This is a genomic window from Exiguobacterium sp. U13-1, from assembly GCF_001750115.1.
Taxonomy (GTDB): domain Bacteria; phylum Bacillota; class Bacilli; order Exiguobacteriales; family Exiguobacteriaceae; genus Exiguobacterium_A; species Exiguobacterium_A acetylicum.
On the sequence record NZ_CP015731.1, the window covers coordinates 2,676,752 to 2,703,054 of the forward strand.

General features: G+C 47.0%; 17 protein-coding genes and 1 other annotated feature. Of the genes, 1 reads left to right on the plus strand and 16 read right to left on the minus strand.

Annotated features, from left to right (window positions below):
• Positions 1–4 precede the first annotated feature (4 nt).
• The gene (locus tag ESP131_RS13985) at positions 5–1,576 is read left to right on the plus strand and encodes a type IV pilus modification PilV family protein (RefSeq protein WP_029342272.1); all 1,572 of its coding nucleotides are present in this window, start codon (positions 5–7) and stop codon (positions 1,574–1,576) included.
• 46 nt (positions 1,577–1,622) lie between these two features.
• On the opposite strand, the gene ESP131_RS13990 is transcribed toward ESP131_RS13985, so the two are convergent.
• The 16 genes from ESP131_RS13990 to lon form a co-directional block, all read right to left on the minus strand.
• Positions 1,623–2,309: an ankyrin repeat domain-containing protein gene (locus tag ESP131_RS13990; RefSeq protein WP_069940874.1), complete on the minus strand. Its 687-nt coding sequence runs from the start codon at positions 2,307–2,309 to the stop codon at positions 1,623–1,625.
• 18 nt (positions 2,310–2,327) lie between these two features.
• Complete coding sequence (locus ESP131_RS13995; RefSeq protein WP_231925642.1) at positions 2,328–5,909, minus strand: GEVED domain-containing protein; 3,582 nt, start codon at positions 5,907–5,909, stop codon at positions 2,328–2,330.
• A gap of 79 nt (positions 5,910–5,988) precedes the next feature.
• Positions 5,989–7,221 (minus strand): bifunctional folylpolyglutamate synthase/dihydrofolate synthase, encoded by a 1,233-nt coding sequence (locus ESP131_RS14000; RefSeq protein WP_029342274.1) that lies wholly within the window; start codon positions 7,219–7,221, stop codon positions 5,989–5,991.
• Positions 7,222–7,275: 54 nt separating this feature from the next.
• Positions 7,276–9,912 carry a valine--tRNA ligase gene (locus ESP131_RS14005; RefSeq protein ID WP_047393606.1) on the minus strand — a complete coding sequence of 879 codons (2,637 nt, stop codon included), beginning with the start codon at positions 9,910–9,912 and terminating at the stop codon, positions 7,276–7,278.
• Between the two features lie 50 nt (positions 9,913–9,962).
• Positions 9,963–10,192 (minus strand) — a binding site (T-box leader).
• A 54-nt stretch (positions 10,193–10,246) separates the two neighbouring features.
• On the minus strand, positions 10,247–11,557 hold the full coding sequence (hemL, locus tag ESP131_RS14010; protein WP_029342276.1) for a glutamate-1-semialdehyde 2,1-aminomutase: 1,311 nt from the start codon (positions 11,555–11,557) through the stop codon (positions 10,247–10,249).
• Complete coding sequence (hemB, locus tag ESP131_RS14015; protein ID WP_023468970.1) at positions 11,554–12,543, minus strand: porphobilinogen synthase; 990 nt, start codon at positions 12,541–12,543, stop codon at positions 11,554–11,556. The genes hemL and hemB overlap by 4 nt, the downstream gene beginning before the upstream one ends.
• Complete coding sequence (locus ESP131_RS14020; protein ID WP_029342277.1) at positions 12,540–13,220, minus strand: uroporphyrinogen-III synthase; 681 nt, start codon at positions 13,218–13,220, stop codon at positions 12,540–12,542. The genes hemB and ESP131_RS14020 overlap by 4 nt, the downstream gene beginning before the upstream one ends.
• The gene (gene hemC / locus ESP131_RS14025; protein WP_029342278.1) at positions 13,210–14,136 is read right to left on the minus strand and encodes a hydroxymethylbilane synthase; all 927 of its coding nucleotides are present in this window, start codon (positions 14,134–14,136) and stop codon (positions 13,210–13,212) included. Before hemC ends, ESP131_RS14020 begins: the two co-directional genes overlap by 11 nt.
• A gap of 83 nt (positions 14,137–14,219) precedes the next feature.
• Positions 14,220–15,560: a glutamyl-tRNA reductase gene (gene hemA / locus ESP131_RS14030; protein ID WP_029342279.1), complete on the minus strand. Its 1,341-nt coding sequence runs from the start codon at positions 15,558–15,560 to the stop codon at positions 14,220–14,222.
• 215 nt (positions 15,561–15,775) lie between these two features.
• Entirely contained in the window at positions 15,776–16,918 is a 1,143-nt protein-coding gene (locus ESP131_RS14035) for an AI-2E family transporter (RefSeq protein WP_081834730.1), read from the minus strand.
• 27 nt (positions 16,919–16,945) lie between these two features.
• Complete coding sequence (locus ESP131_RS14040; RefSeq protein WP_029342281.1) at positions 16,946–18,379, minus strand: glycosyltransferase family 2 protein; 1,434 nt, start codon at positions 18,377–18,379, stop codon at positions 16,946–16,948.
• On the minus strand, positions 18,369–19,418 hold the full coding sequence (locus tag ESP131_RS14045; RefSeq protein WP_197499329.1) for a HEAT repeat domain-containing protein: 1,050 nt from the start codon (positions 19,416–19,418) through the stop codon (positions 18,369–18,371). Before ESP131_RS14045 ends, ESP131_RS14040 begins: the two co-directional genes overlap by 11 nt.
• Positions 19,388–20,134 (minus strand): response regulator, encoded by a 747-nt coding sequence (locus tag ESP131_RS14050; protein ID WP_029342283.1) that lies wholly within the window; start codon positions 20,132–20,134, stop codon positions 19,388–19,390. Before ESP131_RS14050 ends, ESP131_RS14045 begins: the two co-directional genes overlap by 31 nt.
• Positions 20,135–23,182, minus strand: a complete 3,048-nt coding sequence (locus ESP131_RS14055) for a hypothetical protein (protein ID WP_029342284.1) — start codon at positions 23,180–23,182, stop codon at positions 20,135–20,137. It lies immediately after the preceding gene.
• Positions 23,183–23,365: 183 nt separating this feature from the next.
• Positions 23,366–23,947 carry a ribosome biogenesis GTP-binding protein YihA/YsxC gene (yihA, locus tag ESP131_RS14060; protein ID WP_023468975.1) on the minus strand — a complete coding sequence of 194 codons (582 nt, stop codon included), beginning with the start codon at positions 23,945–23,947 and terminating at the stop codon, positions 23,366–23,368.
• A gap of 1 nt (position 23,948) precedes the next feature.
• Positions 23,949–26,258: an endopeptidase La gene (gene lon, locus ESP131_RS14065; protein WP_023468976.1), complete on the minus strand. Its 2,310-nt coding sequence runs from the start codon at positions 26,256–26,258 to the stop codon at positions 23,949–23,951.
• Positions 26,259–26,303: the final 45 nt, after the last annotated feature.

Below are 26,303 nucleotides of genomic sequence, written 5' to 3' on the forward strand. Positions count from 1 at the left end.
CGGTATGCGTAAATCCGAACAAGGCTATACATTACTTTTCGTTCTTGTGACTTTAACCGTCCTGTCCGTTCTCGCTGTTGCGACGATTGGCATCAGTTTACAGTCAACTCGCCTAACCGAAATCCGCGAGACGGATATCGATGTCGAGACGACGACACAAAATGATCTTGATTTAGCAGTCGCCTCCCTCCAAAACATTGTTTCAAAGACGACCGGGACTTCACCAACGACTTCTTCTCAAGCATTGTTTGAGAATCTCGACAGTTCTATCGTCTTACCTTTAAAAACAATCGTTCCGAACGTGACCGTCAAGCTAAATGAAGCCGCATCGAACGTTCGTGTCAAAGCGCTTGATTTAACAGCGACAGTTTCAAAACAAAAAGGCGATCAGCCGGCAATCAAAAAAACGTATCGACAACGTGTTTATTTGTCTGCGATTCCTAGTTTTTTGTACTATACGTTAGGTTCAGATGATCAAGTCATCTTAAATGGCGCTCCCTTGATCGAAGGTAATATTTTTTCCCGCAACGCTCTGCAAGCAACTGCGACCCCGATATTTAAATACAACGACGAGGATGGAATCTTCACTAATACAAAAGCACTTCCTTATATCGCAGGTCAGGTACGCGTTTTTCAAGAGAAGAATCAGCCATTACTGAAGTGCGGAGATTACCTTGTGTGTGATAAAACGATTTTTGATCCTAAAGGTGAGACAGAATTAGTATCAACGAAAGAAACACTCGTTCCGTTCGATTTCGATTATGCGTTGAACGATTTTCTGAAACTACCGGTGAATACGCCTCTTACACAAGTCGCGTCTACATTAAAAAATTCCTCGATTCCGCAGTCTATACTAACAGGACCTTTTTTAACAGAACTTGATACGAAGCGACAAATGATTAGTCCAGCATTAAACACAGGTAATACCGTGACGTTGACAGATGATCTTGTTCAGGAAACACTCGAACCTTTAATCATTAACGGGAATTTAACGATTTCTTCTTTGAACCCTTTGACCCAACCGCTTGAAATCAAGCGTCCTCTCATCGTTCTTGGCAACTTACTGATTCGAGGAAATGTTGGGTTTGCAACGACGATTTATGCGACCGGGACGAGTCGCCTGGATGACGCAAACATTCAAGGGCTGACTTCAACAGCTAAACAAAATACATTGATTTTACTCAGTAAAGGAAATCTCGTTATTAACCGCGTCAATAAATTTTCGACGCCTCAAACGACTACACCTGATTTAAATGCCTTTCTATATAGTGATGACAATCAAAAAAATACGATTTACTCTGTAGGTTCGACGATGAATGTACGCGGTGGCATTTTTACGAAGGGTAATCTAGAAGTCAACGCCTATCGTGGAAAATTGGATTTACCAGAAAATGCGTTTCCTGCAAACGTAAGAGAACTCGAAAAACTGATGGTCGCTAACAAATCATCTGACTTTGAAGCATCCCGTCTACGCATGGCGTATGATGCGACGGTATTAAAAAATCCAACCGCATTACTTCCACTCAATCGAGCAGTTCAATTGTATGTCGAAACACCAAAGCGCGTTCAACCGTAACACACATAAAAAAGAGTCATTCGTCTCAGGCGAATGACTCTTTTTTCTAGAATTTTGTTGCTCGGTATTTCTTAGCGAGCTTTTTCACCTTTTTGCTTTCTACCGTTGCTCCGCTCTGTTCTAACATGGCGTACAAATCTTTTCGATTTTGTTTGACCGTTTCATAGACCGGTTTCTCTTTCCCACGATTCGAATCAGCTCCTGCTTCTAACAACAGTTCAATCGCTGCCTCATTTTGATCCAGTGTCGCATAAAAGAGTGGTGTATGCCCAAAGTCATCCATCCGATTGAGCTCTTTTTTAGACGCTTCTTTTATCAAAAGAGCATACGCATCAATCGATCGATTTACACTCGTCGCAACATGAAGAACTGACTGACCTTGTGCATTCAGTCGACTAATTTTTGCACCTTTCGCCAACCATGCTGAGACTGTACTCCGCGGCGCAAATTGCGCCGCATAAAACCAGTTCGCTTTATTTTTTACGGTCTGCTCATCAAGAAGGAGTTTTGCTTTGTCAAAAGCGAGTGTTTCCTGGAATTGACGAATGTAACGATTTTTCTCCTTTGTTGATAAAGAAGCGTCTTTTAATGCGTTCGCAAGTCGTCCTGGTTTTTCTGAACGCAGTCCTTGTTCCAATGCTGCTTGTTGATTCGCTTTTATAACGTACGCCGCTCCCCCGATTCCAATAATGATTAAAATCAAGAGTACGACAATGATTCGTCTGCGTTTCATATATAGCATCCCCACTTCTTAATAAACATCTCCATCCAAGTCTGACGTACCTGATTCAGAACCGATCGTCACCTTGAATGTCGTCGTTAGTGGTGTTTTTTGATTGTCTTTCATGACTTCGAGCACATCTTTGTTTTCTTTTAATGCCGTTACCTTGATACGTGCCACACCTGGACGAAGTGGTTGTAGCGCTTGTCCTGTTGGATCAATTTTGACGTATTCCTTACCCTGAAGCACTTCCAACCGATAGAAGCGTTCCGTCGTCGTCACTGGGAACCAGCGCAGAATCGGTGATTTCTTATCATCTTTCATCGTCATCGCGATATCATCGGCTGTCAGATTAAGTGGATTCTCACGTACCCGTACGAGCGTCTTCGCTACTGTATCTGGGAAATCTGTCAATGTAAGTAGCGCTTCGACCGGTCCGTTTGGTGTGCCGGATTTACCTGTGATCGTATAACCCGATGCCGTCTGTTTCAATTCAATTGCATTACTAACAGTCGAAGTCGTAAATGGTAATGGATAGTTCGGTTTAAATATCGCTGTCACATCTTGGTTCGATCCGACCCACAGTTCAAGATTACTTGGCGAGACGGATAATTCTGGCAACTTGACTTGAATCGTGTACTCTGGCGACTGTGCAAGATAAGTAGAGCTTCCAGCTGTCGCAGGGACGACCGCTTTGACCGTGACCGTTCCTGGCGTCTTTCCTGTCAGCTCCAACGTATTTTTAGTTAAGCCATTCGTCGTCACACGAGAATCGTTCGTTATAATCCATTGAATCGGTGTGTTTCGTCCTGATACCATCGAAGCAATTCCTAACATTGATTTTGTCTCTCCAACATATAATGTCTCCGGTATATTTTGAACGGTTAGTCCTCCAAATACATCATTGATGACGAGTTCTGAAGTCGCTGTCAACTCTTTACCGTTTCCGACTGGAACAACGAGTTTAATCTGTGTCGTTCCGACTTTTTTCGGTTTGATGACACCAGCCTCATCAATCGATGCGATTTCCGAATCCACAATCGACCATTTTAACGTGCCATATTGACTGCCTGAAGGATTAATTTCTGGCAAGACTTTATAAGATGGTGTCGTGATATCCATCTTAACGGACGGAATCTTCGCACTGGTCGCAAAGGATGGTGTCAGTGCATAACCAATCGTCGGAAAAGCTTGTGGATCATTTGTGACGGTTGTCGATTTATCTTTCCCATTCTTTTTATCACGATAAATATTTTTTATTGATGTCAACGTGTTGTCTTTTTTATCGAGTAAATGGACTCCTGCGGCATCTTTCGCACGTACTTTGACAGTAAACGTGACTTCCGATTGATTCGCAATCCATTCCCCCTTATGAACACCTGAGATCGCCTCATCGTATTCGATATCCGGTAGTCTCCCTTTTATCGTCTGACCAGTTATATTCGTTCCTGTCAGCCCCGTCGTTGAGAGTATCTCAAGGTTACTAGGAAATTGTTCATTGAACAGGATGTTTTCCATCGTCACTGAAAATTGTCCCATGATATATCCATTATTCCCGATTGCATCTTTTTGCATCATTGGAGAAGTCTTAACCGTATACGTGATGTCCGCTGTTTCCCCTTTCGGAATTGTTGCCGGATCAATCGAGCGTGACAAGACGAATGGGGCGGAGGCAGCTGGACGAACGACTTGAACAGTCCTAGTCTCAATCGTCTTCGCACCACGTTGATCTTCTGCTTCAATTCGAATCGTTACGCTCGTTTTTCCTGTGAGCTTCGATTCAAAAGATTGGCTGACAAAAGAATTATTTTTCAACTTATTGTTTTCAAAGACTTTTTCATCATCGATATAGATTCTTGTTTTCAGCTCACGATCTTGAAGATCATAGTCGTTTACTTGATATGAGATTGCCAGAGGCTCATTTTCAAGATAACTTGATTTATCAGATGGTAGAACGTTTTTGATTAAAGGTTTATGATTAGCACCGGTGAAGGCACGATACATTGTATTCGTAAATAAGTTCCGCTCCCCTACATCAGGAAAAGAAGAAGTATGTCCAGCACCTGAATAAGTTATATTTCCTTTAGTGTACATGTAGTAGTGATTTCGAGCATCTCCTACCGTTCTACCAGTATCTGTACTTGTTTCTGTTTCTTTAATGTTATACCAAGGGATTAGATCTGGTTGCTCTAAGTCAAGAGCAAAGTACTGATTATGTGTTTGTGCAATCGAAATCTCATTGTCTAAAGCAAATGGATACGATGTCATTTGTCCTTCATTTTGACGAATAGCTTTTGTGGATCTTTTAGGTGCGCCAAATCCCATGTTCGTATAGTAGGTTTGACCTGACGTTGCAGCATAGTCTGATTCCCAACGTGTTGGAGAATTCGTTACTTTCGATCTAAAGATAGTATCGTGTGTCAACATTAAACCTTGGCCAGTATTCGTAAATGATTTAATTTTATCGAAAGCCGAACTAGTAAGACTAGCTGTGCCATACGTATCTTGAAATCCAAAGATCAACATGTCATATGAAGTATTTAAATCTTTCAAAATCGCTTCGCTCGAAAATTTTGCTGAATCTATAACATCTAATTTGAAATTATAAAAATCACTTTTACTTAGATTCTCTCCAGTTAAATCCGTCAAAAGAGAACCTTTCAAACTCGTTCCAAGAACTTGTAGTACTTTCGCTTCAGCTAACTGGTCTTTCATTAAAAAGCTACCTGTCTTGTAATCCGTCAATCCATTACTTTTGGTGACTCGAACCATCCATTGTCTTGGTCCAGTGTAACTCGGAACGTCAAATGTATAGGTAAGTTTTCCATTAGCTACTGCTGATAATTCATCGACTTTTTCTGATTCATCAAACTGATCGTTACTGTCAAAATCGATATAAAGCGTTGCTGTTGTATCAATCGTAGACTGATCAAGTACATAACTAAACTCAATTGGTCGATTCGGTACAGCGATTGAGCTGATGGTCGCCAATGTGCTTCCATCTTGTTTTACTGTCACACTCGAAATACGGGGGCGGATATTAATTTTTTGCTTCAATGAGTTAATGACATCATTAATATTTTCGTAAGAAACAGTTGCTTGCGTCGATACGTAGTTTTTCAAGACCTTCGAGAAATTACTTTGGTCATGCGTGAAAACATCTTTATGCAAATACACTGGTAACCCTTTTCGGACATACGCATTTAGGATTTCATTACTTTTTAGTCGTGTAATATCATTTTCGATTTTACTTGTATTATGATTTTTTTTATCAAACTCAGATAATTTAATTGAATATTTCTCTTGATCATTACTATTGATTGATGGATCAAAAACAATCGCATCAAACGCTCCATCTAACGGGAAACGCGAGGCGTTAAGTTCCTTGACTGTCATCTTTTTAACGTCAAAACGCACTGAATCAAGTCCAGTCAATAGCGAAGTGATATTCGTTTTCGGATTAATTCGATTTATTGTCGACCATTCATCACGAATCTCTAAAACCTTAAACTTTTCACCGGTTGCCGCTTTGGAATGTGGCTCATGTATATACGTAAAACTCGAAAAAATCAGTAAGATGGCTAAGGCTAGACGGACCCACTGTTTCATCATTTATCGTCTCCTCATCGTATCATTGAAATATGGGACTATACTCCCCCATTTCATTATAACGAGAGAATACGAATTTTCCCTATTTTGTAAAAATAGAAGCGTAATAATGACGTACTTCACTAATGAAATAGAGTGATCCCGTCACGACGTATGTCCGGTCTATCTCTAATTGATCGAAGAACGCTTCGACCGTCGTTACATTGGCGCCTTCTTGCTTTAACTCATCGAGTGTCCGCGCTCGTGGAAAATCAAATGTCGTTTCATAAATATCCGGTGTAATGCTACGTAACTGCGTAAGCATCGCCGTCCGGTCTTTGTCACGCAAAATCGAACAGAGCAACGTCACGGGTTTTGATTCTTCCTTTAACCGTTCAACAAGTGCCGTGATGCCTTCCGGATTATGTGCACCATCGAGAATGATTCGTGGTTTGCGCGAGATGATCTCAAACCGTCCCGGATGTTTTGCTTCCCGTAATCCTTTTCGGATCGCCGCTTTCGACCATCCGAGTCGTCGCGCACAGATGACGGCATTTGCCGCATTATGGACTTGATGATGACCTTCGAGACCTAAGCGGGTCTCCGGAATCCCATCATATGTCGCCCAGGTCCCCGTCTCTTTTAAGCGGTAACGAATGATCGCTTCCTGACTCCATTTCAACGTCGCATTTCGATCCCCGCAATACGCCATTAACGGCACCGTCAACTCTTCCTGCAGTTTCCCGGCAATGACCGGCGTCCCTTGTTTGATGATGCCGAACTTCTGTAAAGCGATCTCTTGGAGCGTATCTCCGAGAATCGCTTGGTGATCGTGCCCGATCGACGTGATGATCGCTGCGACCGGCTTCTTGAAGACGTTCGTCGAATCATACAACCCACCGAGTCCGACTTCATAGATGACGAAATCGGGACGAATCTGATCAAAATAATAGAAGGCAAGTCCCGTCAATGCCTCGAACTCAGTGACTGTACCAAGTGCTGGATCGATGTGCCCGATGGCCGCTTGAACGGCAATCGCAGCTGTGACGAGATCATCTTCTGCAATCGGGACTCCGTTCAACATGATCCGCTCCTCGAACTGAATGATATATGGCGACGTGAACGTTCCGATTCGTAACCCTTCTGCAATCCCCATCTCACGTAAGAACGCGACCGTCGATCCTTTTCCGTTCGTACCGGCGACATGAATCGTTGGAATCGCATCCGGGTCAATCTGTAATTCCAGTAACATCGCCTGCATCCGTTCAAGACCTGGTTTGACGCCGAATGCTAGTAAGCTCGATAACCAATCCAATACATCTTCTCGCGTCCTCATGCTGTTCGCTCCTTTAAAAAAAGTGGCTCAAGGAGACTTGAGCCACTGCTGTAATTAGTGTGAGAGTTCGTTGATGCGTGCTTCGACAGCTTGACGTTTTTCCGTATAATCAAGTGCCTTCGCTTTTTCTTCATCAATGACATGTGCTGGTGCTTTGCCGACGAAGCCAGGGTTGTTGAGTTTTTTCTCGACCCGTTCGACTTCTTTCGTATACTTGACGAGTTCTTTATTCAAGCGCGCGATTTCTTCCTCGATGTTGATCAAGTCCGCGAGTGGGATGAACAATTCTGCTCCCGTTACGATCGCACTCATCGCTTTTTCTGGCGCCGGCATCTGTTCTTCGATCCGGAGTTCAGACGCGTTCGTGAACTTTTGCAAGTACGAGCTGTTTGACGACAAGTCGTCTTGAACACGTGCGTCATTCGTCGAGATAAACAGTTGGATCTGTTTCGACATCGGTGCGTTCACTTCCGCGCGGATGTTACGAACCGAACGGATGACGTTCTGAACTGCTTCGAATGCTGGAACAGCTTCCGGGAAGTCGAGTGATGCCTCGCGTGTTGGCCATGCAGCACGTGTGATCGTCTCGCCTTCATGCGGTAAGTGTTGCCAGATCTCTTCCGTGATGAACGGCATGAATGGATGCATCAGACGCATGATCCGGTCGAGCGTATAGGCAAGAACCGAACGCGTCGTCTGCTTCGCTGCTTCATCTTCCCCGTTGAGCGGTAATTTCGCCATCTCGATGTACCAGTTACAGAAGTCTTCCCAGATGAAGTGATAGAGAATGCGTCCTGCTTCACCAAACTCATATTTATCCGACAGACGTGTCACATCGTCGATCGTCGTCTGTAAGCGTGTCAGAATCCACTTATCTGCGAGTGACTTCTCGCCTGTCAAATCGATCTGATCAAACGTTAGACCATCCATGTTCATCAAGGCAAAACGGCTTGCGTTCCACAGTTTGTTCGAGAAGTTCCATGTTGCTTCGATTTTTTCCCAGTAGAAGCGGAGGTCGTTCCCTGGCGTCGATCCTGTCGTTAGGAACCAACGAAGTGAATCGGCACCATACTTCTCAATGACATCCATCGGGTCGATTCCGTTCCCGAGGGATTTCGACATCTTGCGTCCTTCCGAATCACGAATCAATCCGTGGATCAAGACGTCTTGGAATGGACGTTGTCCTGTGAATTCGTACGATTGGAAGATCATCCGTGATACCCAGAAAGCGATGATGTCATAACCCGTAACGAGTGTCGACGTAGGGAAGTATTTTTGATAATCCGCTGCGTCCGTGTTCGGCCAGCCCATTGTTGAGAACGGCCAAAGCGCTGACGAGAACCATGTATCGAGAACATCGTTGTCTTGCTCCCAGTTCTCGATATCGGCTGGTGCTTCCTTACCAACATAAACTTCTCCTGTTTCTTTATGGTACCAAGCTGGAATCCGGTGTCCCCACCAGAGTTGACGGCTGACACACCAGTCACGGATGTTTTCCATCCAGCGCACGTACGTGTTTTCAAAGCGTTGTGGAACGAAATTGACCTTGTCTGGTCCTTGTTGCTCCTCGAGTGCTTTTTGCGCAAGTGGTTCCATCTTGACGAACCATTGGAGTGAAAGATACGGCTCAACGATCGCATCTGAACGTTCCGAATGACCGACAGAGTGTAAATGTGGCTCGATTTTGATCAGAACACCTGCTGCTTTTAAATCTTCAACGATTTGTTTCCGGCATTCGAAACGATCCATGCCTTCGTATTTACCGGCGTTCTCGTTCATCGTTCCATCTTCGTTCATGACGAGGACACGTGGTAACTCGTGACGGTTACCGACTTCAAAGTCGTTCGGGTCGTGGGCTGGTGTAATCTTAACGACACCTGTACCGAACTCCATATCGACATAGTCATCGGCAACGATCGGAATCTCGCGACCAACGATTGGTAACGTGATCGTTTTTCCGACGAGGTGAGCATAACGCTCATCCTTCGGGTTCACGGCAATCGCTGTATCACCGAGCATCGTCTCCGGACGTGTCGTCGCTAGTTCAACGTGACCTGAACCGTCCGTTAGTGGATAGCTGAAGTGATAGAACGCACCTTCGATATCCTTGTAGATGACTTCGATATCCGAGATCGCTGTTTTCGTCGCTGGATCCCAGTTAACGATGTATTCGCCGCGGTAGATCAAGCCTTTTTCGTAAAGTTTCACGAAGACTTCTTGAACCGCTTCCGACAATCCTTCGTCAAGCGTGAAACGCTCACGTGAGTAATCGAGTCCAAGACCGAGTTTTGCCCATTGTGCACGAATCGTTGATGCGTACTCTTCTTTCCATGCCCATGATTGCTCGAGGAATTTCTCGCGCCCCATTTCAAGACGTGATTGTCCTTCTGCCCGCAGTTTTTGTTCGACTTTTGCTTGTGTTGCGATACCGGCATGGTCCATTCCCGGTAAGTAAAGGACGTCAAACCCTTGCATCCGCTTCATCCGTGTTAGCATGTCTTGTAACGTCGTGTCCCACGCGTGACCAAGGTGCAATTTACCTGTGACGTTCGGTGGTGGAATGACGATCGTGTACGGCTCTTTTTCTGGATCCTGATCGGCTTTGAAATAGTCACCTTTCACCCAAAAGTCGTACCATTTTTCTTCCGTTGCCTGTGGATCATACTTCGTTGGCATTGATAATTCCTGCATCCTGATCGCTCCCTTTTTGTCCATAATAAAAACGGCTTCTCTCGTCCTATGCTAAGGACGAAAGAAAGCCGTTGCTTTTTTCCGCGGTACCACCTTAGTTCATCCAAAATCGGATGCCCTCGAGCCACGTAACGTGTGGAGGACGGATATCGCTCGTAAGACTCACGATATCAGCTCGTGGGGTGACCTTCCTCCTGTTCGCCCGTCACATCTTTCAGCCAAGGATGTGTTCTCTACACCGGTACGAATACAGGACTACTCTTCCCGTCATCGCTGTTGCCATTTTCTTCTTTACTCATTTTAGCCGAGAGTTCAAGTAATCGTCAAGAACTGCTTAACGACCAAATTCAACTTGGAGTTCTTGGAATGTCAATTCGACGGCTTCGATCGTCTGCTCGATGTCTTCGTCCGTATGGGCGATCGACAGGAAGAGACCTTCGAATTGTGACGGTGGTAAGAAGACACCACGCGCCGCCATCTTTTGATAATACGAACGGAACATCTCAAGGTTCGACGTTTTCGCTTTTTCGAAGTTCGTAACACGTTCATCCGTGAAGAAGACACCGAACATCGCGCCTGCACGGTTCGTCGTCAGCGGAATGTTGTATTTCGATGCAGCGTTCAGGTAGCCTTCTGACAAACGGCTCGCTTTCCGGTCGAACTCTGCATAGTGTTCTGGTTTCAATTGTGTCAATGTTGCTAGACCCGCTGCCATCGCGAGTGGGTTCCCGGATAACGTACCTGCTTGATAGATTGGACCTTGTGGTGCGATCTGTTCCATGATGTCCCGACGTCCGCCGTAAGCACCGACTGGCATTCCGCCGCCGATGACTTTACCGAGACACGTGATGTCTGGTGTAACACCGAAGTGCCCTTGTGCACAGTGGAATCCAACTCGGAAACCGGTCATGACTTCGTCAAAGATCAATAAGGCACCGTTTTCCGCCGTGATCTCCCGTAAGCCTTCGAGGAATCCTGGCTCTGGTGGTACGAAGCCCATGTTCCCAGCAGCCGGTTCGACGATGACACCAGCGATATCGTCGCCGTGTTTTTCAAACGCGATCCGGACAGCGTCCAAATCGTTGTACGGAACCGTCAGCGTCATGCTCGCGATTTGCGCAGGAACTCCTGGTGAATCTGGTAGTCCGAGTGTCGCGACACCTGAACCCGCTTTGATCAAGAGCGAGTCACCGTGACCATGGTAACAGCCTTCGAACTTGAGGATTTTCGTCCGACCTGTATAGCCGCGTGCGAGACGAAGGGCAGCCATCGTCGCTTCTGTCCCTGAGTTGACCATCCGAACGACTTCGACTGACGGTACCCGACTGATGACGACTTCCGCCATCGCTGATTCGATTTCCGTTGGTGTCCCGTAGCTCCAGCCACGTGTTGCTTGTTCTTGGATCGCTGACGTGACGATTGGATCGGCATGACCGAGAATCATTGGTCCCCATGACAAGACGTAATCGATATACTCTTTTCCGTCGATATCATAGAGCTTTGATCCTTTCGCATGATCTGCGAAAATCGGTGTCATCCCGACCGATTTATAAGCACGGACCGGACTGTTGACACCACCCGGCATGAGCGGGAGTGCCCGCTCGAATGCTTCTTTTGATTTTGAGTTCTGGTTAATTAAGCTCATTTCGACCCCTCCAGGTAACGACAAATGTCTTTTGCGAAATAGGTGATGATTAAATCAGCACCTGCTCGTTTAAAGCCAAGCATCGTCTCAAGGACGATTCGTTCTTCGTCGATCCAGCCGTTCAAGGCAGCGGCTTTGACCATTGCATACTCACCTGATACGTTATACGCGACAATTGGTAGATCGATTCGCTCGCGCACATCACGAATGATATCCATGAACGCAAGTGCAGGTTTGACGATCATGAAGTCAGCTCCTTGATCGACGTCCGCTGTTGCTTCGCGGAACGCTTCGCGACGGTTTGCTGGATCCATTTGATAACCTTTCCGGTCGCCTTCTCCCGGTGCCGAATTCGCTGCATCACGGAATGGACCGTAATAAGCAGACGCATATTTAACACCATAGCTCATGACCGGAATATGGCTGAAGCCATTCTCGTCTAATCCTTGACGAATCGCTGCGACGAATCCGTCCATCATCGATGATGGCGCGATGACGTCGGCACCCGCTCGAGCTTGTGAGATCGCTGTCTTGACGTGAAGCGGTAATGACGCATCATTATCGACCGTACCGTCGGCGACAATCCCACAGTGACCTGTCGACGTATATTCACATAAGCATGTGTCAGCGATGACCGTTAGCTGCGGGGCAACCTTCTTGACGAGACGTGTCGCTTCTTGAACGATCCCGTGATCGTGAAACGCACCTGATCCTTGCTCGTCTTTCAAGTGGTCATGCGGAACACCGAATAAGATAACAGATTCGATTCCGAGTGCGACGACTTCTTCAATCTCAGCCGTCAGATGATCAAGTGATAAGTTGAAGACGCCAGGCATCGAGCTGACTTCGCGTTTAATATCTTCGCCTTCAGCGACGAAAATCGGATAAATCAAATCTGATTTATGCAACTGGTTCTCGCGGACGAGTGACCGGAGTGATGCGGTATGGCGCAAACGACGGTGACGTGCGTATTCTAATGTGTTCATGCTGATTCCTCCTCAATGATACGATCAATCATGCCGTCTACCGTGAATTCACGGGCGACATGGATCGGTTGAAGTCCGGCTGCTTTTGCTGCTTGCTCCGTGATTGTCCCAATGACGATGAACGTCGTCTGCGGGAATAGTGGAGCAATCGCTTCGACAGCGGAAGGACTCTGCAGTCCAATATAGGTGGCAGTTCTGACAAGTGCTTCAGGTAGCCGACGGGTGACAGTTTCATACGTGATGATATCTTCGATCGTATATCGATTCAGTTTTCGTAACTGATCGACCGGCGCTTTCCGCGATCGGTTCCCTCGCGCAAAAACGATATGATCGCCGTTAGACAAGTGTGGTCCCAGTTCTGCGACGAGTGCGTCTCCTGTAAAGGTCGACGGACAGAAGTCGGCTGTTCGACCGTACTTCGCAAGTGCATCTGCCGTCTTTCGTCCGACGACCGCGATACGCGTTGCTGCTAATTCAGGCAACGCATCAGCAATCCGGTGGACACCATTCGGACTCGTCACGATGAGCCAATCAATTCCCTTCGGTAACGTAAACGAAACCGGTCGCGTTTCAATGACAGGATAATGCACTGACTCGATCGCGACGGCGCGCAGTCGCGCCATCTGCTCGGTCGTCGGTGGTCGGCTGCCCGTGAAGAGTACCTGCTTACAAGTCATCCGGAAGTGTCGCGAGAATCTCACGACCGCCCGAAGCAAGCAGACGTTCGGCAACATCTTGACCGAGTTGCATCGGGTCAAGACCTGATTCGCGCTCGAGTAGGATTTGCTCTCCATCGACGGATCCAATGAATCCGACGAGTGTCGTTGACAGATCTTCGTTGATCGTTGCAAATCCACCGACCGGAACGTGACAGCTACCTTCGATCGCTGCTAGGAAAGCGCGCTCGGCATAAGCTACTTTTTCTGTCATCTGATCATGGATCAGATGAAGGAGGTCACGTACTTCTTGGTCATGTGCGCGACATTCGATGCCGAGGATTCCTTGACCAACGGCTGGAATCATGTCGTCTGTCGAGAGATATTCCGAAACGACGTCTTCAGACCAACCCATCCGTTGTAGACCAGCTGCTGCAAGCAAAATCCCGTCAAACGAACCGTTCTTTAATTTATCGAGTCGTGTGTCGATGTTTCCGCGAATCGATTCGATTTTTAAATCAGGGCGGAGTTTTAGCAATTGCGACCCACGACGTAAACTGCTCGTGCCGACAACTGCGCCTTCTGGCAAGGAAGCAAGACCTTCGCCTGTTTTCGTGATCAAAGCATCACGCGCATCGACACGCGCTGGTGTTGCACCGATGATGAGACCGTCCGGTAATTCAGAAGGTAGATCCTTCATGCTGTGAACGGCAAAATCGATTTCTTCGTCAATCATCTGCTGCTCGATCTCTTTTACGAATAATCCTTTACCGCCGACTTTCGAGAGCGTCACATCCAAAATGCGGTCCCCTTTTGTGATGATGTTCTTGATTTCGAACTCATACGGCGCGCCGGCTTGTTTCAACTGGTCAATGACCCATTTCGTCTGTGTCATCGCAAGCTTCGAGCTTCGCGATCCAACAATGATTTTTCGCATGCTAAAATCCCCCTGTACAATGATAAAGGGGCGGCACAAGTCCGCCCCATGCATTTTCTATTGTAACACAAATCGTGCTTTGTTCACCGGTTCACAGCTTTTGCAGAAGGTGTCGTCTCTTCTGATGTCATGACGTCATCTTCGAGCCCTTCGAACAAGTCTTCGTTTAATGCAAACGTATCCATGAACTGCGCAATCCGCTCATCGGCATCTGGTTTCGCTGCCGCATCTTTAATATAAGACAACGGTTCACGTAACAACTGGTTGATGATTGATTTCATATGTTTGCCAATGACGGTTTTTTCACGTTTCGACATCTCCGGTAATTTCCGTTCCAAGCTTTGCATCGTTTCTTGTTGAATGCGTAACGCCTGGTCTCGTAATTCCGTGATGATTGGTACGACACCCAGTGTCGTCATCCAACCTTCGAACTCAGCAATCGCCGCTTCAATCCGTTGTTCGATCTTCGCTGCTTCCTTCATCCGTTCCGCCATGTTTTGTTGGACGATCGATGTCAGATCATCGACATCGTACAAATGAACACCTGGCAAGTCACCGACGGTCGGTTCGATGTCGCGTGGTACGGCGATATCGATCAAGAGGAATGGACGATCGTGCCGGAACAGCTGTGCTGCCGCGATGTCTTCGCGTTTGATGATGGCACGTTTTGCACCGGTTGAAGAGATGACGATGTCTGCCCGAAGCAAACCGCACTGCATCTCGTTAATCGAATGTGCCGATCCTTCGAACCGATTCGCGACCTCTTCTGCTTTAGCTAATGTCCGGTTAAAGACCGTGATATCGCGTGCCCCTGCTTCATATAAGTTAAGCGTCGTCAATTCGCCGGTTTCTCCCGCACCGATGACAACGATTGATTTATCTTCAAGCGATCCGAGTAACTGTTCGGCAAGCGTGACAGCAGCAGCACTGACAGAAACGGCATTTTCACCGATTCCAGTTTCTGCGTGAGCCCGTTTGGCGAGCGTGACCGCTTCTTTAAAGAGTTTATTGAAGACCGTTCCTGTCGTTTCAAGCTTCTGCGCCATGAAGAAGCTTGTCTTGACTTGACCAAGGATCTGCGTTTCACCGACGATCATCGAATCAAGTCCACTTGTCACGCGGAACAGATGCTTCATCGCATCGAATCCTTCATGAATGAAGAGATACGGCTCCAGTTCCTCCATCGTCAAACCGAACCAGTTTGCAAGGAAACGTTTTGTATAATACCGTCCTGTATGTGGCTGATCCGTCACGACGTAAAGTTCCGTCCGGTTACATGTCGAGACGATGACACTTTCAAAAATACTTTTTTCATCGCGCAATGCGACGACCGCTCCCTTCATCTCATGCTCCCCAAATGAGACTTGTTCGCGTATTGATACAGGCGCTGTTTTGTTATTCAAGCCGACCACTACGATATGCATGCGCTCTACCCCTTACGTCCAAAGATTTCGTTCCGATCTATCTTTTCGTTCTCTATCCTACATTATAACCATTATAAAAAAGATTCCAATCAATTTATAAACTAAAATGAGTCGAAGTTGTGAAATCTTCTTCATTTTTTTCTCTTCTTCTACCTTATCCCTCTCTCATGAAAATCACAAACCCTCTGCTCCTAAAAAGAGCAGAGGGCTACACTTCACTTCAAGGATTCGGGTGATACCGTCACGTCCGGTACGTCGAGACGTTGCTGACGTAAACGATAGATCCGAGCGATATTTTGAACGACGACTTTTGTAACCGCATAGGTCGGAACCGCTAGGATGACACCAATGATTCCACCGATTTTCCCGGCAACGAGCAAGACGATGATAATCGTCAACGGGTGAACCTTGAGTGTCTTTCCTTGGACATAAGGCGAAATCAAGTTCGACTCGATTTGCTGCGCGACGACGATCGTGATGATCGCATAGACGGCTTTGATCGGATCATCGATGAACCCGACGATTACCGCCGGTACGGCACCGATGTAGGGACCAAGATACGGAATGATATTTGTGACCGTACAGAATAAAGCAAGCAGTAACGCATATTGAATATCAGCGATGAAGAAGCCAATCAATGACATCAGACCGACACAAATCGAGACGATGACCTGTCCATTGACGTAATGCTTCACTGTCACGTGCATGTCGTGCAAGATTTTACGCGTTTCTGTTTCATAGCTTTTCGGCAACAGCTTCACGACAGAATCCGGAAACTTATAGCCGTCAAGCAACATGTAGACTAAGATGAACGGTACTAAGACGATGATTAAGACCGTCGAAGAGATGACACCGAAAATCGTTCCGACAGACGTCGAGACAGACTTAAAGACTGTGCCGATATACGACGTTGCTTCATTCGTCCATTTGTCAAATAAGTCCGTATTCTCATGAACCCATGTCGAGATGAATCGGTTGTTCATCAATTGATCGCGTAAATTTAACGTCTGATCGCGCAATTCAACGACAAGCGTCGGGATGCTCGTCGCAAAATCCGTCACCTGCTCGACTAAGATTGGTCCGATGGATGCAACCGCAATCGTCAGGATTGTAATGAAACCAAGCAAGACGATCAGCACGGCAAGACCACGCTTCTTGACCCGCTTCTGCAACGCATCCACGATACCGAGCGTAAAGTAATAGAAGATCCCTGCGATGATCAATGGCGGGAAAATCAAGGCCAACATGACTCGAATTGGCTGGAATAAGAATGAAATCTTCGTTCCAACCCAGATGACGAGAAAAATCATCAATACCCAGATTAATGCTTTGAACCATTTGTTTCGTAACAACTCCACCTAACTTATCCCCCTCATACCTATTCGTCAGCCGACTTTTTCCTCGGTGACGTCTTCGAGACGTTGGCGTTCCATCTGTCCCCAGTTTCCTCGACCCGTCAAGAATTGAATCAATCCTCCTAATTTGAAGAAAACGAGAATCGGACGGTACCAGAACGACTCGGTCAAAGACCATAGATACAACCGAATCAATTCCTTGACGTTCTTGAATCGGTGCATCGTCCACTCTTCCAATAATACGGCACCTGCTGATAATAAGGAACCGTAGAGTAAAGCGACGACTAATAAGACGATCCCAAATTCAAAGTTGAGTGTACCGACGAGTAGATTGAGCGGAATGATGAAATAACCAATCAGTTCGACGATGGGTCCGAGCAGTTCAATCAAAAAGAAATATAACATCGAGACACTACCAACAGAGCCATATTTGGGATTGCCAATCATCCGTTTATGTGTCCACAACGTCTCAGCAAGACCACGATGCCAACGTGTTCGCTGTGAACGTAACACTTCCATCGACTCAGGAGCTTGTGTCCAACAAACCGGTGCCGGAACGTACTCGATGCGTTTATCGAGCTTATTTTCCTTCATGTACCGGTGCAAACGAACGACAAGCTCCATGTCCTCACCGACAAGCCCTTCCTTATACCCACCTGCCTGTACGACGATGTTCTTTTGGAACAATCCGAAGGCACCGGAGACGATCAATAAGATATTGAAACGGCTAAGACCAAGGCGACCAAACAGGAACGCTCGGAAATATTCGATCATCTGCATCAGGACGATCCGTTGTTTTGGTGTCCGAATCTCGACGATTTCGCCGCCTTCGATCGTACAACCGTTAACGAGGAAGATCGAACCACATGTCGCGACGACTTCTTCATCTGACTCAACGATCGGCTTCATGACTTTCAATAACGCATCACGCTCTAAAATCGAATCCGCGTCAAGCGAACAGAAATACGGATAACTCGAGTGATCGATACCGGCATTCAAGGCATCTGCCTTTCCACCATTCTCTTTATCGATGACGATCAAGCGACTATCAATCCGCGAACGATAGACTTGTTTAACTGGCTTCGAACCGATCAGGATTCGCGGATAGCGGATTTCCTTCTCTAACTCATACGAACGGAATAGTTCATCCATCGTTCCGTCCTTTGAACCATCGTTGATGACGATGACTTCATGCTCCGGGTAGTCAAGCGCTAGTAATGCTTGAACACTTGACACGATCGTATATTCTTCATTATAGGCTGGAACAAGGATACTGACCGGTCGTGTATAGAGTGACCGCATCAGCGGCAAGTAGGAGCTCTCTTTCCGGCGGAAACGTTGTCGTCGCACCATCTGAGCTGAAATCAGGTACAGCGTCGAATAGAACACGATGACGAGTAGCATATAAATCAATACTGTCCAGGAAAGGACTTCAATAATGGCTTGGATTGTCTCAGACGACATGATGTTTCATCTCCTTTGCCAACCGTTCTGTTGCTTTTTGACGCGCATAGCGGTCGGGGTGTGTACTTGATACCTTCGCCAACTGTTCGATCCCACCACAAGAAAGTAACGCATCGAAGGCTGCCGTCCGAACCCACCACGATCGACTACCGACAAACGGCAAGATCGCTGGTATCGCATCGTCTGGAACGACATGTTCTAAGAAACGAAGGGCAAGCATTTGCTCGACCCAACTCGATTCTTCTTCCAAGTATGGGACATACAATTTCCAGTCTTCCTCAAGTCCGATTCGCGTGAGTGCACGAAGGGCACGTTTTCGAATTTCTGGATTTTCATCTGTTGTCTTGTCACGAACGAGCGCGATATAACGTGTTTCATCGCGGTCAAAGATCAGCTGAAGAATCGCTAACCTAAAGGACAACGTTAATTCTTCAAACGCAGTCACCCATTCCGCCAAGTCTTGGCTACGCCCGACCGCAAGAATCGCACCAAAGAAGCTAATGTCATTTTCTTGTTTAGCGATCGCGATTGCATCTTGTTCGGATAGTGACACGAGTGTGCGGACGATGACATCGCTCTCCTCTTTTTCAATTGCCTTTCCCCAACGCGCATGAATCATTGGTGCGACTGCGACCAAACGGAATTGAGACACCGCTTCATAGGCGTTCAAGCGGCGGTCAATCCGGCGATGCTTCAATTGTTGTTCATAATACGCTTGCATATTGGCAGCGACGAATGCTTGCACTCGTTCGAGATGTGCCGGTGTTGCCGTTAAATTGGACAGGGCGAACAGTTCAAGCTCCGCTAAATCCTCGTTTCCTTTTTGAATCGTCGGCATGTCCTGTCGTTCCCCTGTCGCATAGTCATAGATGTCATCTCGAAAGGCGAGTTGCCAATCGCGCCGTGCATGCTCGCGGTTGGTACGTTGTCGTTTTTGGACGACGAGATAGATCAGTGCCCCACCTTGTAAGAGAACGAGTACGACGATGAATACTAGAATCGCCTGCATCATCGGCCGTCCTCGACTTTTCGGATCCATGCGCGGAACTCTTCGATTTTCAGCGGGAGCGTCATGATGTAATCAACACCACGATCAACCGCTAGGACGTGATCTCGTTCGCGATTATACATCGAGATCATCATCGATTGGAATGGCGCGATACTTTGTTGTTTTGCCCGCAACAACAATTCCAGTCCATCTGCTCGCGGTAATGCGGACGTGAACACGAGCAAGTACGGACGGGAGGCCACATACTCATCAAGGAACGTCTCTGCTCGTTCAAACGTTACGAACCGTTCGAATCGTTCCATCAGTTCCCGTTCCATCATCCGGCGGATATGTGGATCTTCCGTTACGACGACGACCTCCGCGATATGCTGGATTTTTTTATAGCGTGCAAGGCGATCGAGAACAAGCTCGCGCGACAGCGTCGCCGGTAAAATTTCGCGTGCATTTTCTAACCCATAGAAAGAGGATTCCGTATTAAAATACACGACGGGGATTCGTTCCTCGATGACGGGTTCACTCGCGAGGACGACATCGGCATACGAGATGTCTGTCCGCACGCACCATCCTTCCTCGATCAGACCATTGACCGTCTCCGGCATTTGTCCGACCGTGTGCACGAACAAGGTATTCGTCGACGATTGTCGGACAACCTCTTCCGTCCATTCAATCGTTGAACTGACCTCACGATCTTGACTTGTTGACTCAAACGACTGATTGATTAACTTCCACATCTCTTCACGCCGCATTTAGTTCCCTCCCTCAGTGAATGCTTTTTTCATCGTATGATAGACCGGCTTCAATTCTTCACGTTGCTGCGGATTCGTCCATTCCGCCCAGTTGTAGAAACCACGATCCTTCTCTGGAATGCGTGTCTCACCGACTTGACCTGTGACTTCGATTCCTTCTGTGATCATCTTCGCTTCGAGCCCATCTTTCCAGAAGTCGCCGATGATTTCGTGTTTACTAGGGTCACGCATATTCAAGACCATCCATGGAATACGGAGTTCGACGGTTGGTTTCGTCACATCTGAGATATCCGTCAAGATGTCATCCGGTTCTCCTTCGTGTAAAACACCTGTGTCCCATTTAACGGCTGGTTTGACGATTTTTTTCGTCACCGGATCTCGTCTTGCATAATCGAGCATTTGATAGATTGGAACGAACTTACCGCTATCTTTTTGATCAGATGGCGGTTTCACCATCTCAAACGGCATCTTCAAACCGTAATGATAACGGAAGATGTCATAGCGAGCATCGACATCGATACGCGCCGTCTGATCAATCGTCAGGCGATATTCGGCTCCTTCGTCAAGCGTCAACGGACCGACTTTCGTATTCCCATCATTCGGTTTCGTCGATAGTGCAAGTGTCGTCGGCTCTGCTTTCTTCCGATCGATGCGCAAGTAGAGATATGCCTCGTCAGAAGTCATGTAAATCGCTTGATCCTTATTTTCAGCAACTGGAGCATACCCTTTCCAGTCATCCAGTTTTCCGTCAATGACGATGTCCGAACGAAGGAAACCAAGCATCCCGAAATGTTGTTCACTCGTCTGGACATTCGACCAGCGTGGACGAGTATCCGCATCATCATAATCCATCGTGTTCCACGTCCGTTTGAACCATTCATCTTGCCAGATGAAGACAAGTCCACCGGCCGTCTTGACGTCCTTGATGTCCTGATAGAGCTGCGCGACGAGTTCACCTTGTTTCTTTTCACTGACATGTCCTTGATCAAAACCATTCGGTCCAAGGTGTGTCTTACCGCGTGAGCTTGGAATGCCGAATTCTGATACGAGTAACGGCATCTCATGATAGTCTTTCATTTCTTTCAAATAACGAGCATATGATTCAGAGCCCTTGTCTGCTTTTTGGCTGTATTCTTCCTTGATGAACGAAGGATAATACGGATAGATGTGATAAGACGCAAACAAGCCACCAGGGAAATCCTTCGTTGCTTTCAAATGATTGAAGTCGATCGAGACGAGATCTTGCTCTTCTTCAACTTCTTTCGGGTGTTTCAACGGATCCGTCGTCGGCCAGTTCGTCGAACCAATTGGTCGAGTCGTTCCGTACTCTTTAATTTCATGTGCTGTCGCTGTATCCATCCGACCGGCAAGCCACGATTCAAACGGTGACGCCTCTTTTGTCGTCGTCACGTACTTCCCTTCAAATCGTGTGCCTTTGTTCTTTTTATTCGTCTCAACGACGGCTTCCGGTAACCATTCGATTCCAAAGACGAATGCTGAAACGTATTGCGAAACGTCCGATGTATATGTTCCAGAAGCATGACCAACGACTTCCTTGACGACGGCGTTGCCATGAATGACATCGACCATTCGTTTTGCTTCCGTATCGGTCATCTTCAAGAAGTCTGGCTCAAAAGCGTTCTTCAACTCTTCGAATGGTTTTTCCTCGACCCACATACCTTGCATCAGATAAATCGGTTGTTTTGCACGTTCATTATAGGCTTTTAGTGCATCATAGAAAGCCGGTGGATGAAGCGTATATATTCGAATTGTATTGACGCCCAACTCACCAATTTCCTTTAGCCAACGATCGTATTCATTACGACTGATCGCATGTTCCCCGGGAAATGCACCGGGTCGACCGAGTCCGACGTTGACGCCTTTGACGAAATACGGCTTCCATTCGCCATCTTGATACATTTCAAGTGTGTCTTGTCCTTCACGTGCTCGAGTTCGTAGTTCTTGATTACCGACTTTCGTTTGAGAGAGTGGCTTAACTTTCGCAGCCTGCGTCGAGACACGTTTTGTATCTTCTAGAATTCGTGTCAGTGTCGGGGCATAAATCTTCCAAAAGAATGCTGATTCACTCTCTGCACTATCGAGAATGAACTGTTTGCGGAACCAATCGAGCCCACTATATCGATAGTAGCGCGGGATATCCGCGACATCAGTGTAGTCCCCAGCAAAATAGTGTCCACTTCCTTGCGTGACATACGCTGGGAATTCAAGCGGCAACTGATATTTCCGAAGCATCGCTTGGGTTTGTTTTGACGGTTTCCAAGAAAAATGCGCTTGTTGCTCGCCACCGTCTAGCTCTAAAATCTCAAACCAGTAGTTATAACGGACCTCATCTTTTGCATTGCCCTTGTTTTTATCCCATTTATAGAGAAGCGGCGTGTCATCATTAACAAAGAATGCTTTTTCTGTTGAGTCATTGATAAAGACATAACCTGGACCAGATAGTTTGAATTCTTTTTCTTTCGCCTGCGCTTTTAATTGAGCTACGACGTTCTTCTCAAGACCTTGCAGTTTTGTTAAATCCGGGAAAAACCGACCAATCCATCCTGTCCAAGCCGTTCCGAATAATTGGCGGAACGCATTGGACCGTTCGACTGACGTCGGACTTGCCGCCGTATTAAACTCCGCCACGACCGTTTTCCCTTGCGAAATCGCTTCGGTCGCAAGCTCGACGTCTTCCGTCGTCAAGCCACCACGATGTTCTTTTTTTCCGTTGACGTCATATGACTTTCCATACGTATCCGTAAACAACAGCACATCTGCTTTAGAGGCTTGTTGTAACATTTTTTCACCTTGTGTTCCGTCATAACGGTTGATGTAGTCCGAATACGCATAATCCTGCCCTTGCGCATTTCGGATCTTTAAGTGATTCAATAACCACGTCGTTCCGGCATGCTCTCGCTCCTCCGTTCCGTTCGTGTAGTCAAATAGCGCAATGTTTAATGTCTTTTCCTGTTTCAAGAACCAAATGGCAAATGGTGTCAGAATGAGTAAGACGACGATTGCGAACGTCCATTTATAACGCCTCATATTGGCATAGCCTCCCACTAGAACAATTTGTTCCTATCATTGTAACGTGAATCAAATGATGTTCATATAATGGAAATCAAAATTGATGGAAGGAAATGATAAGATGCTAATTTTAGATTACTTTACCCCTAACAAAAAAAAACGTTCCGTTCTCTTTTGTCGGAGAACAGAACGTTTCGTTTTTTACAGAAGACGATAAATCGCTTCCCATGCCGCATCGACGCCTTCTCCTGTCTCAGATGAGAAAGGAATCAAGGTATCTTGACCGTCAAATTGCAATTTACGTTTGATTGCCGCGATATGTTTATCACGTTGACTCTTTTTGATTTTATCGAGTTTTGTCGCAACGACGATGACTGGTAGATCATAATACTTCAAGAAATCATACATCGTCACATCATCCGCAGACGGATCGTGTCGGATGTCGACGAGCTGTACGACACCTTTGAGGATTTCACGTTGTGTGAAATACTTTTCCATCATCTTGCCCCACGCTTCGCGTTCCGTCTTCGAGACTTTTGCATAGCCGTAACCGGGTACATCGACGAACATGACTTCATCATTGATGTTGAAGAAGTTCAAGGTTTGCGTTTTACCTGGTTTTGAAGACGTCCGCGCGAGTGCTTTACGCTGGACCAATTTGTTGATGAATGAGGACTTTCCGACATTCGATCGCCCTGCGAGTGCCACTTCTGGCAATAATGGCTCCGGATAATGTTCCGGATTGACGCCACTCGTAATAAAATCAGCTTTATAAATTTTCATGTTACTCTCCTTTTAATGCATGTTCGAGCACTTGCTCCATCGTCGCGACTGGAATGAATTCCATTCCTGCGCGGACGCTTTCCGGGATATCATCGATGTCCCGCGTATTATCTTGCGGTAAAAGAACGGTCGTCAAACCCGCACGATGCGCTGCGAGCGACTTCTCTTTTAATCCACCAATTGGTAAGACACGTCCACGCAACGTAATTTCACCCGTCATCCCGACGTCCCGGCGCACCGGACGCTTCGTCAAGGCAGAAATCAGTGCTGTCGCGAGTGTAATCCCAGCAGATGGTCCGTCTTTTGGTACGGCACCTTCAGGAACGTGGATGTGGATGTCTTGCGTTTCGTAGAAGTTCGGTTCGATGCCAAGGGACGTCGCGTTCGCTCGGACGAAGCTGTACGCGGTCTGAGCCGACTCTTGCATGACGTCACCGAGTTTCCCGGTTAATTGTAATTTCCCTTTACCCGGAGCAAGGCTGACTTCGATCGTCAACGTATCGCCCCCAAAAGCAGTATACGCTAAACCAGTCACCGCGCCAATCATATCTTCCAGTTCGCCTTGACCATAGCGGTAGATCGGTTTACCTAAGAAATCATCCAGATTACGTTTTGTCACCGTCACGCGCTTCTTCTCACCCATCGCAATTTGTTTCGCTGCTTTCCGGCAAAGAGAGCCGAGGACACGTTCGAGATTCCGGACACCGGCTTCTCGTGTATAACGACGGACGACTTCTTCCAGCGCGTCTGCTTTGACTGTCAATTGACTCTTTTTCAGACCGTGTTCAGCCAGTTGCTTCGATAAGAGATGACGAACAGCAATTTCCGTCTTCTCTTGTTCCGTATAGCCACCGATTTGAATCAGTTCCATCCGATCGAGCAACGGTCCGGGAATGTTCGAGACATCGTTCGCTGTCGCGATGAACAGGACATTCGATAAATCGAATGGTTCTTCGATATAGTGATCAGAAAAGCTGTTGTTTTGTTCCGGATCAAGAACTTCGAGCATCGCGGACGACGGGTCACCACGGAAGTCATTTGACATCTTATCGATCTCATCGAGCAGGAAGACCGGGTTGTTCGTTCCTGCTTGTTTTAAACCACGAATGATCCGTCCTGGCATCGCACCGATATACGTCCGGCGATGTCCACGGATCTCCGCTTCGTCGCGCACGCCACCAAGTGAGACACGGACGAACTTCCGCTCAAGTGCTGTGGCAATCGAACGGGCAAGCGACGTTTTCCCGACTCCTGGAGGACCAGAAAGACAGAGAATCGGTCCACGTAATGAGTCCGTCAATTGACGAACGGCAAGATACTCAAGGATTCGTTCTTTGACCTTCTCTAGACCGTAATGGTCCTTTTCAAGCTGTTCTGAAGCAGCAGAGACGTTCAAAAAATCGTCCGTTGCTTCATTCCATGGCAACGAGAAGAACCATTCGAGATAGTTGCGAATGACCCCATGTTCGGGACTCGTCGCCGGTACGACCGCTAAACGACTGATTTCCTTCTCGACGTTCGCAACCGTCGTTTCTGGTAAATCAAGCATCGCAAGCTGCTCCCGGTATTTCGTCGCATCGCTTTCAACAGAAGCTGATTCGCCACCGAGTTCTTGTTGAATCGTCTTCAATTGTTCCCGCAAGTAATACTCGCGTTGCGATTGTTCAATCGTCTTCTTCGTCCGTTCACGCATCTCACGTTCGAGTTCGACGACTTCATATTCGTGTTTCATGACGTCTAGCAACATCAATCCTCGTTCGACCGGATCCTGTTGTTCGAGAAACTCCTGTTTCTTCGAGATATCGATTGGTAGCTTCGACGTGATATAGTCCGTCAATGAATCGAGGCGTTCGTATGTCTCGAACCGGCGACGTTCATCCGTTCCGATTCCTTTGATCCGAGAGACGAGTTGACCAAACTGTTCTTTGATGAGACGAACGAGCGCTTCTTGTTTCGCTCCTTTGATGTCCATCTTCTCGATTGGTTCGATGACGGCTTGATAGCCCTCGTCCGTCTCCTCGACGTTTTCAATCCGGACGCGTTCCTTCCCGATGACGCGGACACGGACCGTATCATTCCCGAGTTCACTCATCTTCGCGATTTGAACAAGTGTCCCAACCTGATGCAGCCCGTCGACAGACGGCTCCGCTTCTGGGTCACGTTGCGTGACGACGACGAGATCGATCTCGTGTTCCTTTGATGCAAGTAAGGCTTTTAAGGATACCGGACGCCCAACATCAATCGTCAATCCGATCAACGGATATGCGACGACACCGCGTAACGGTAAAAGTGGATATTGTTTTTTCTTCATTCGAATTCCTCCTAAACAAAAAGACTCGGAAAGGCGTACAAGTAG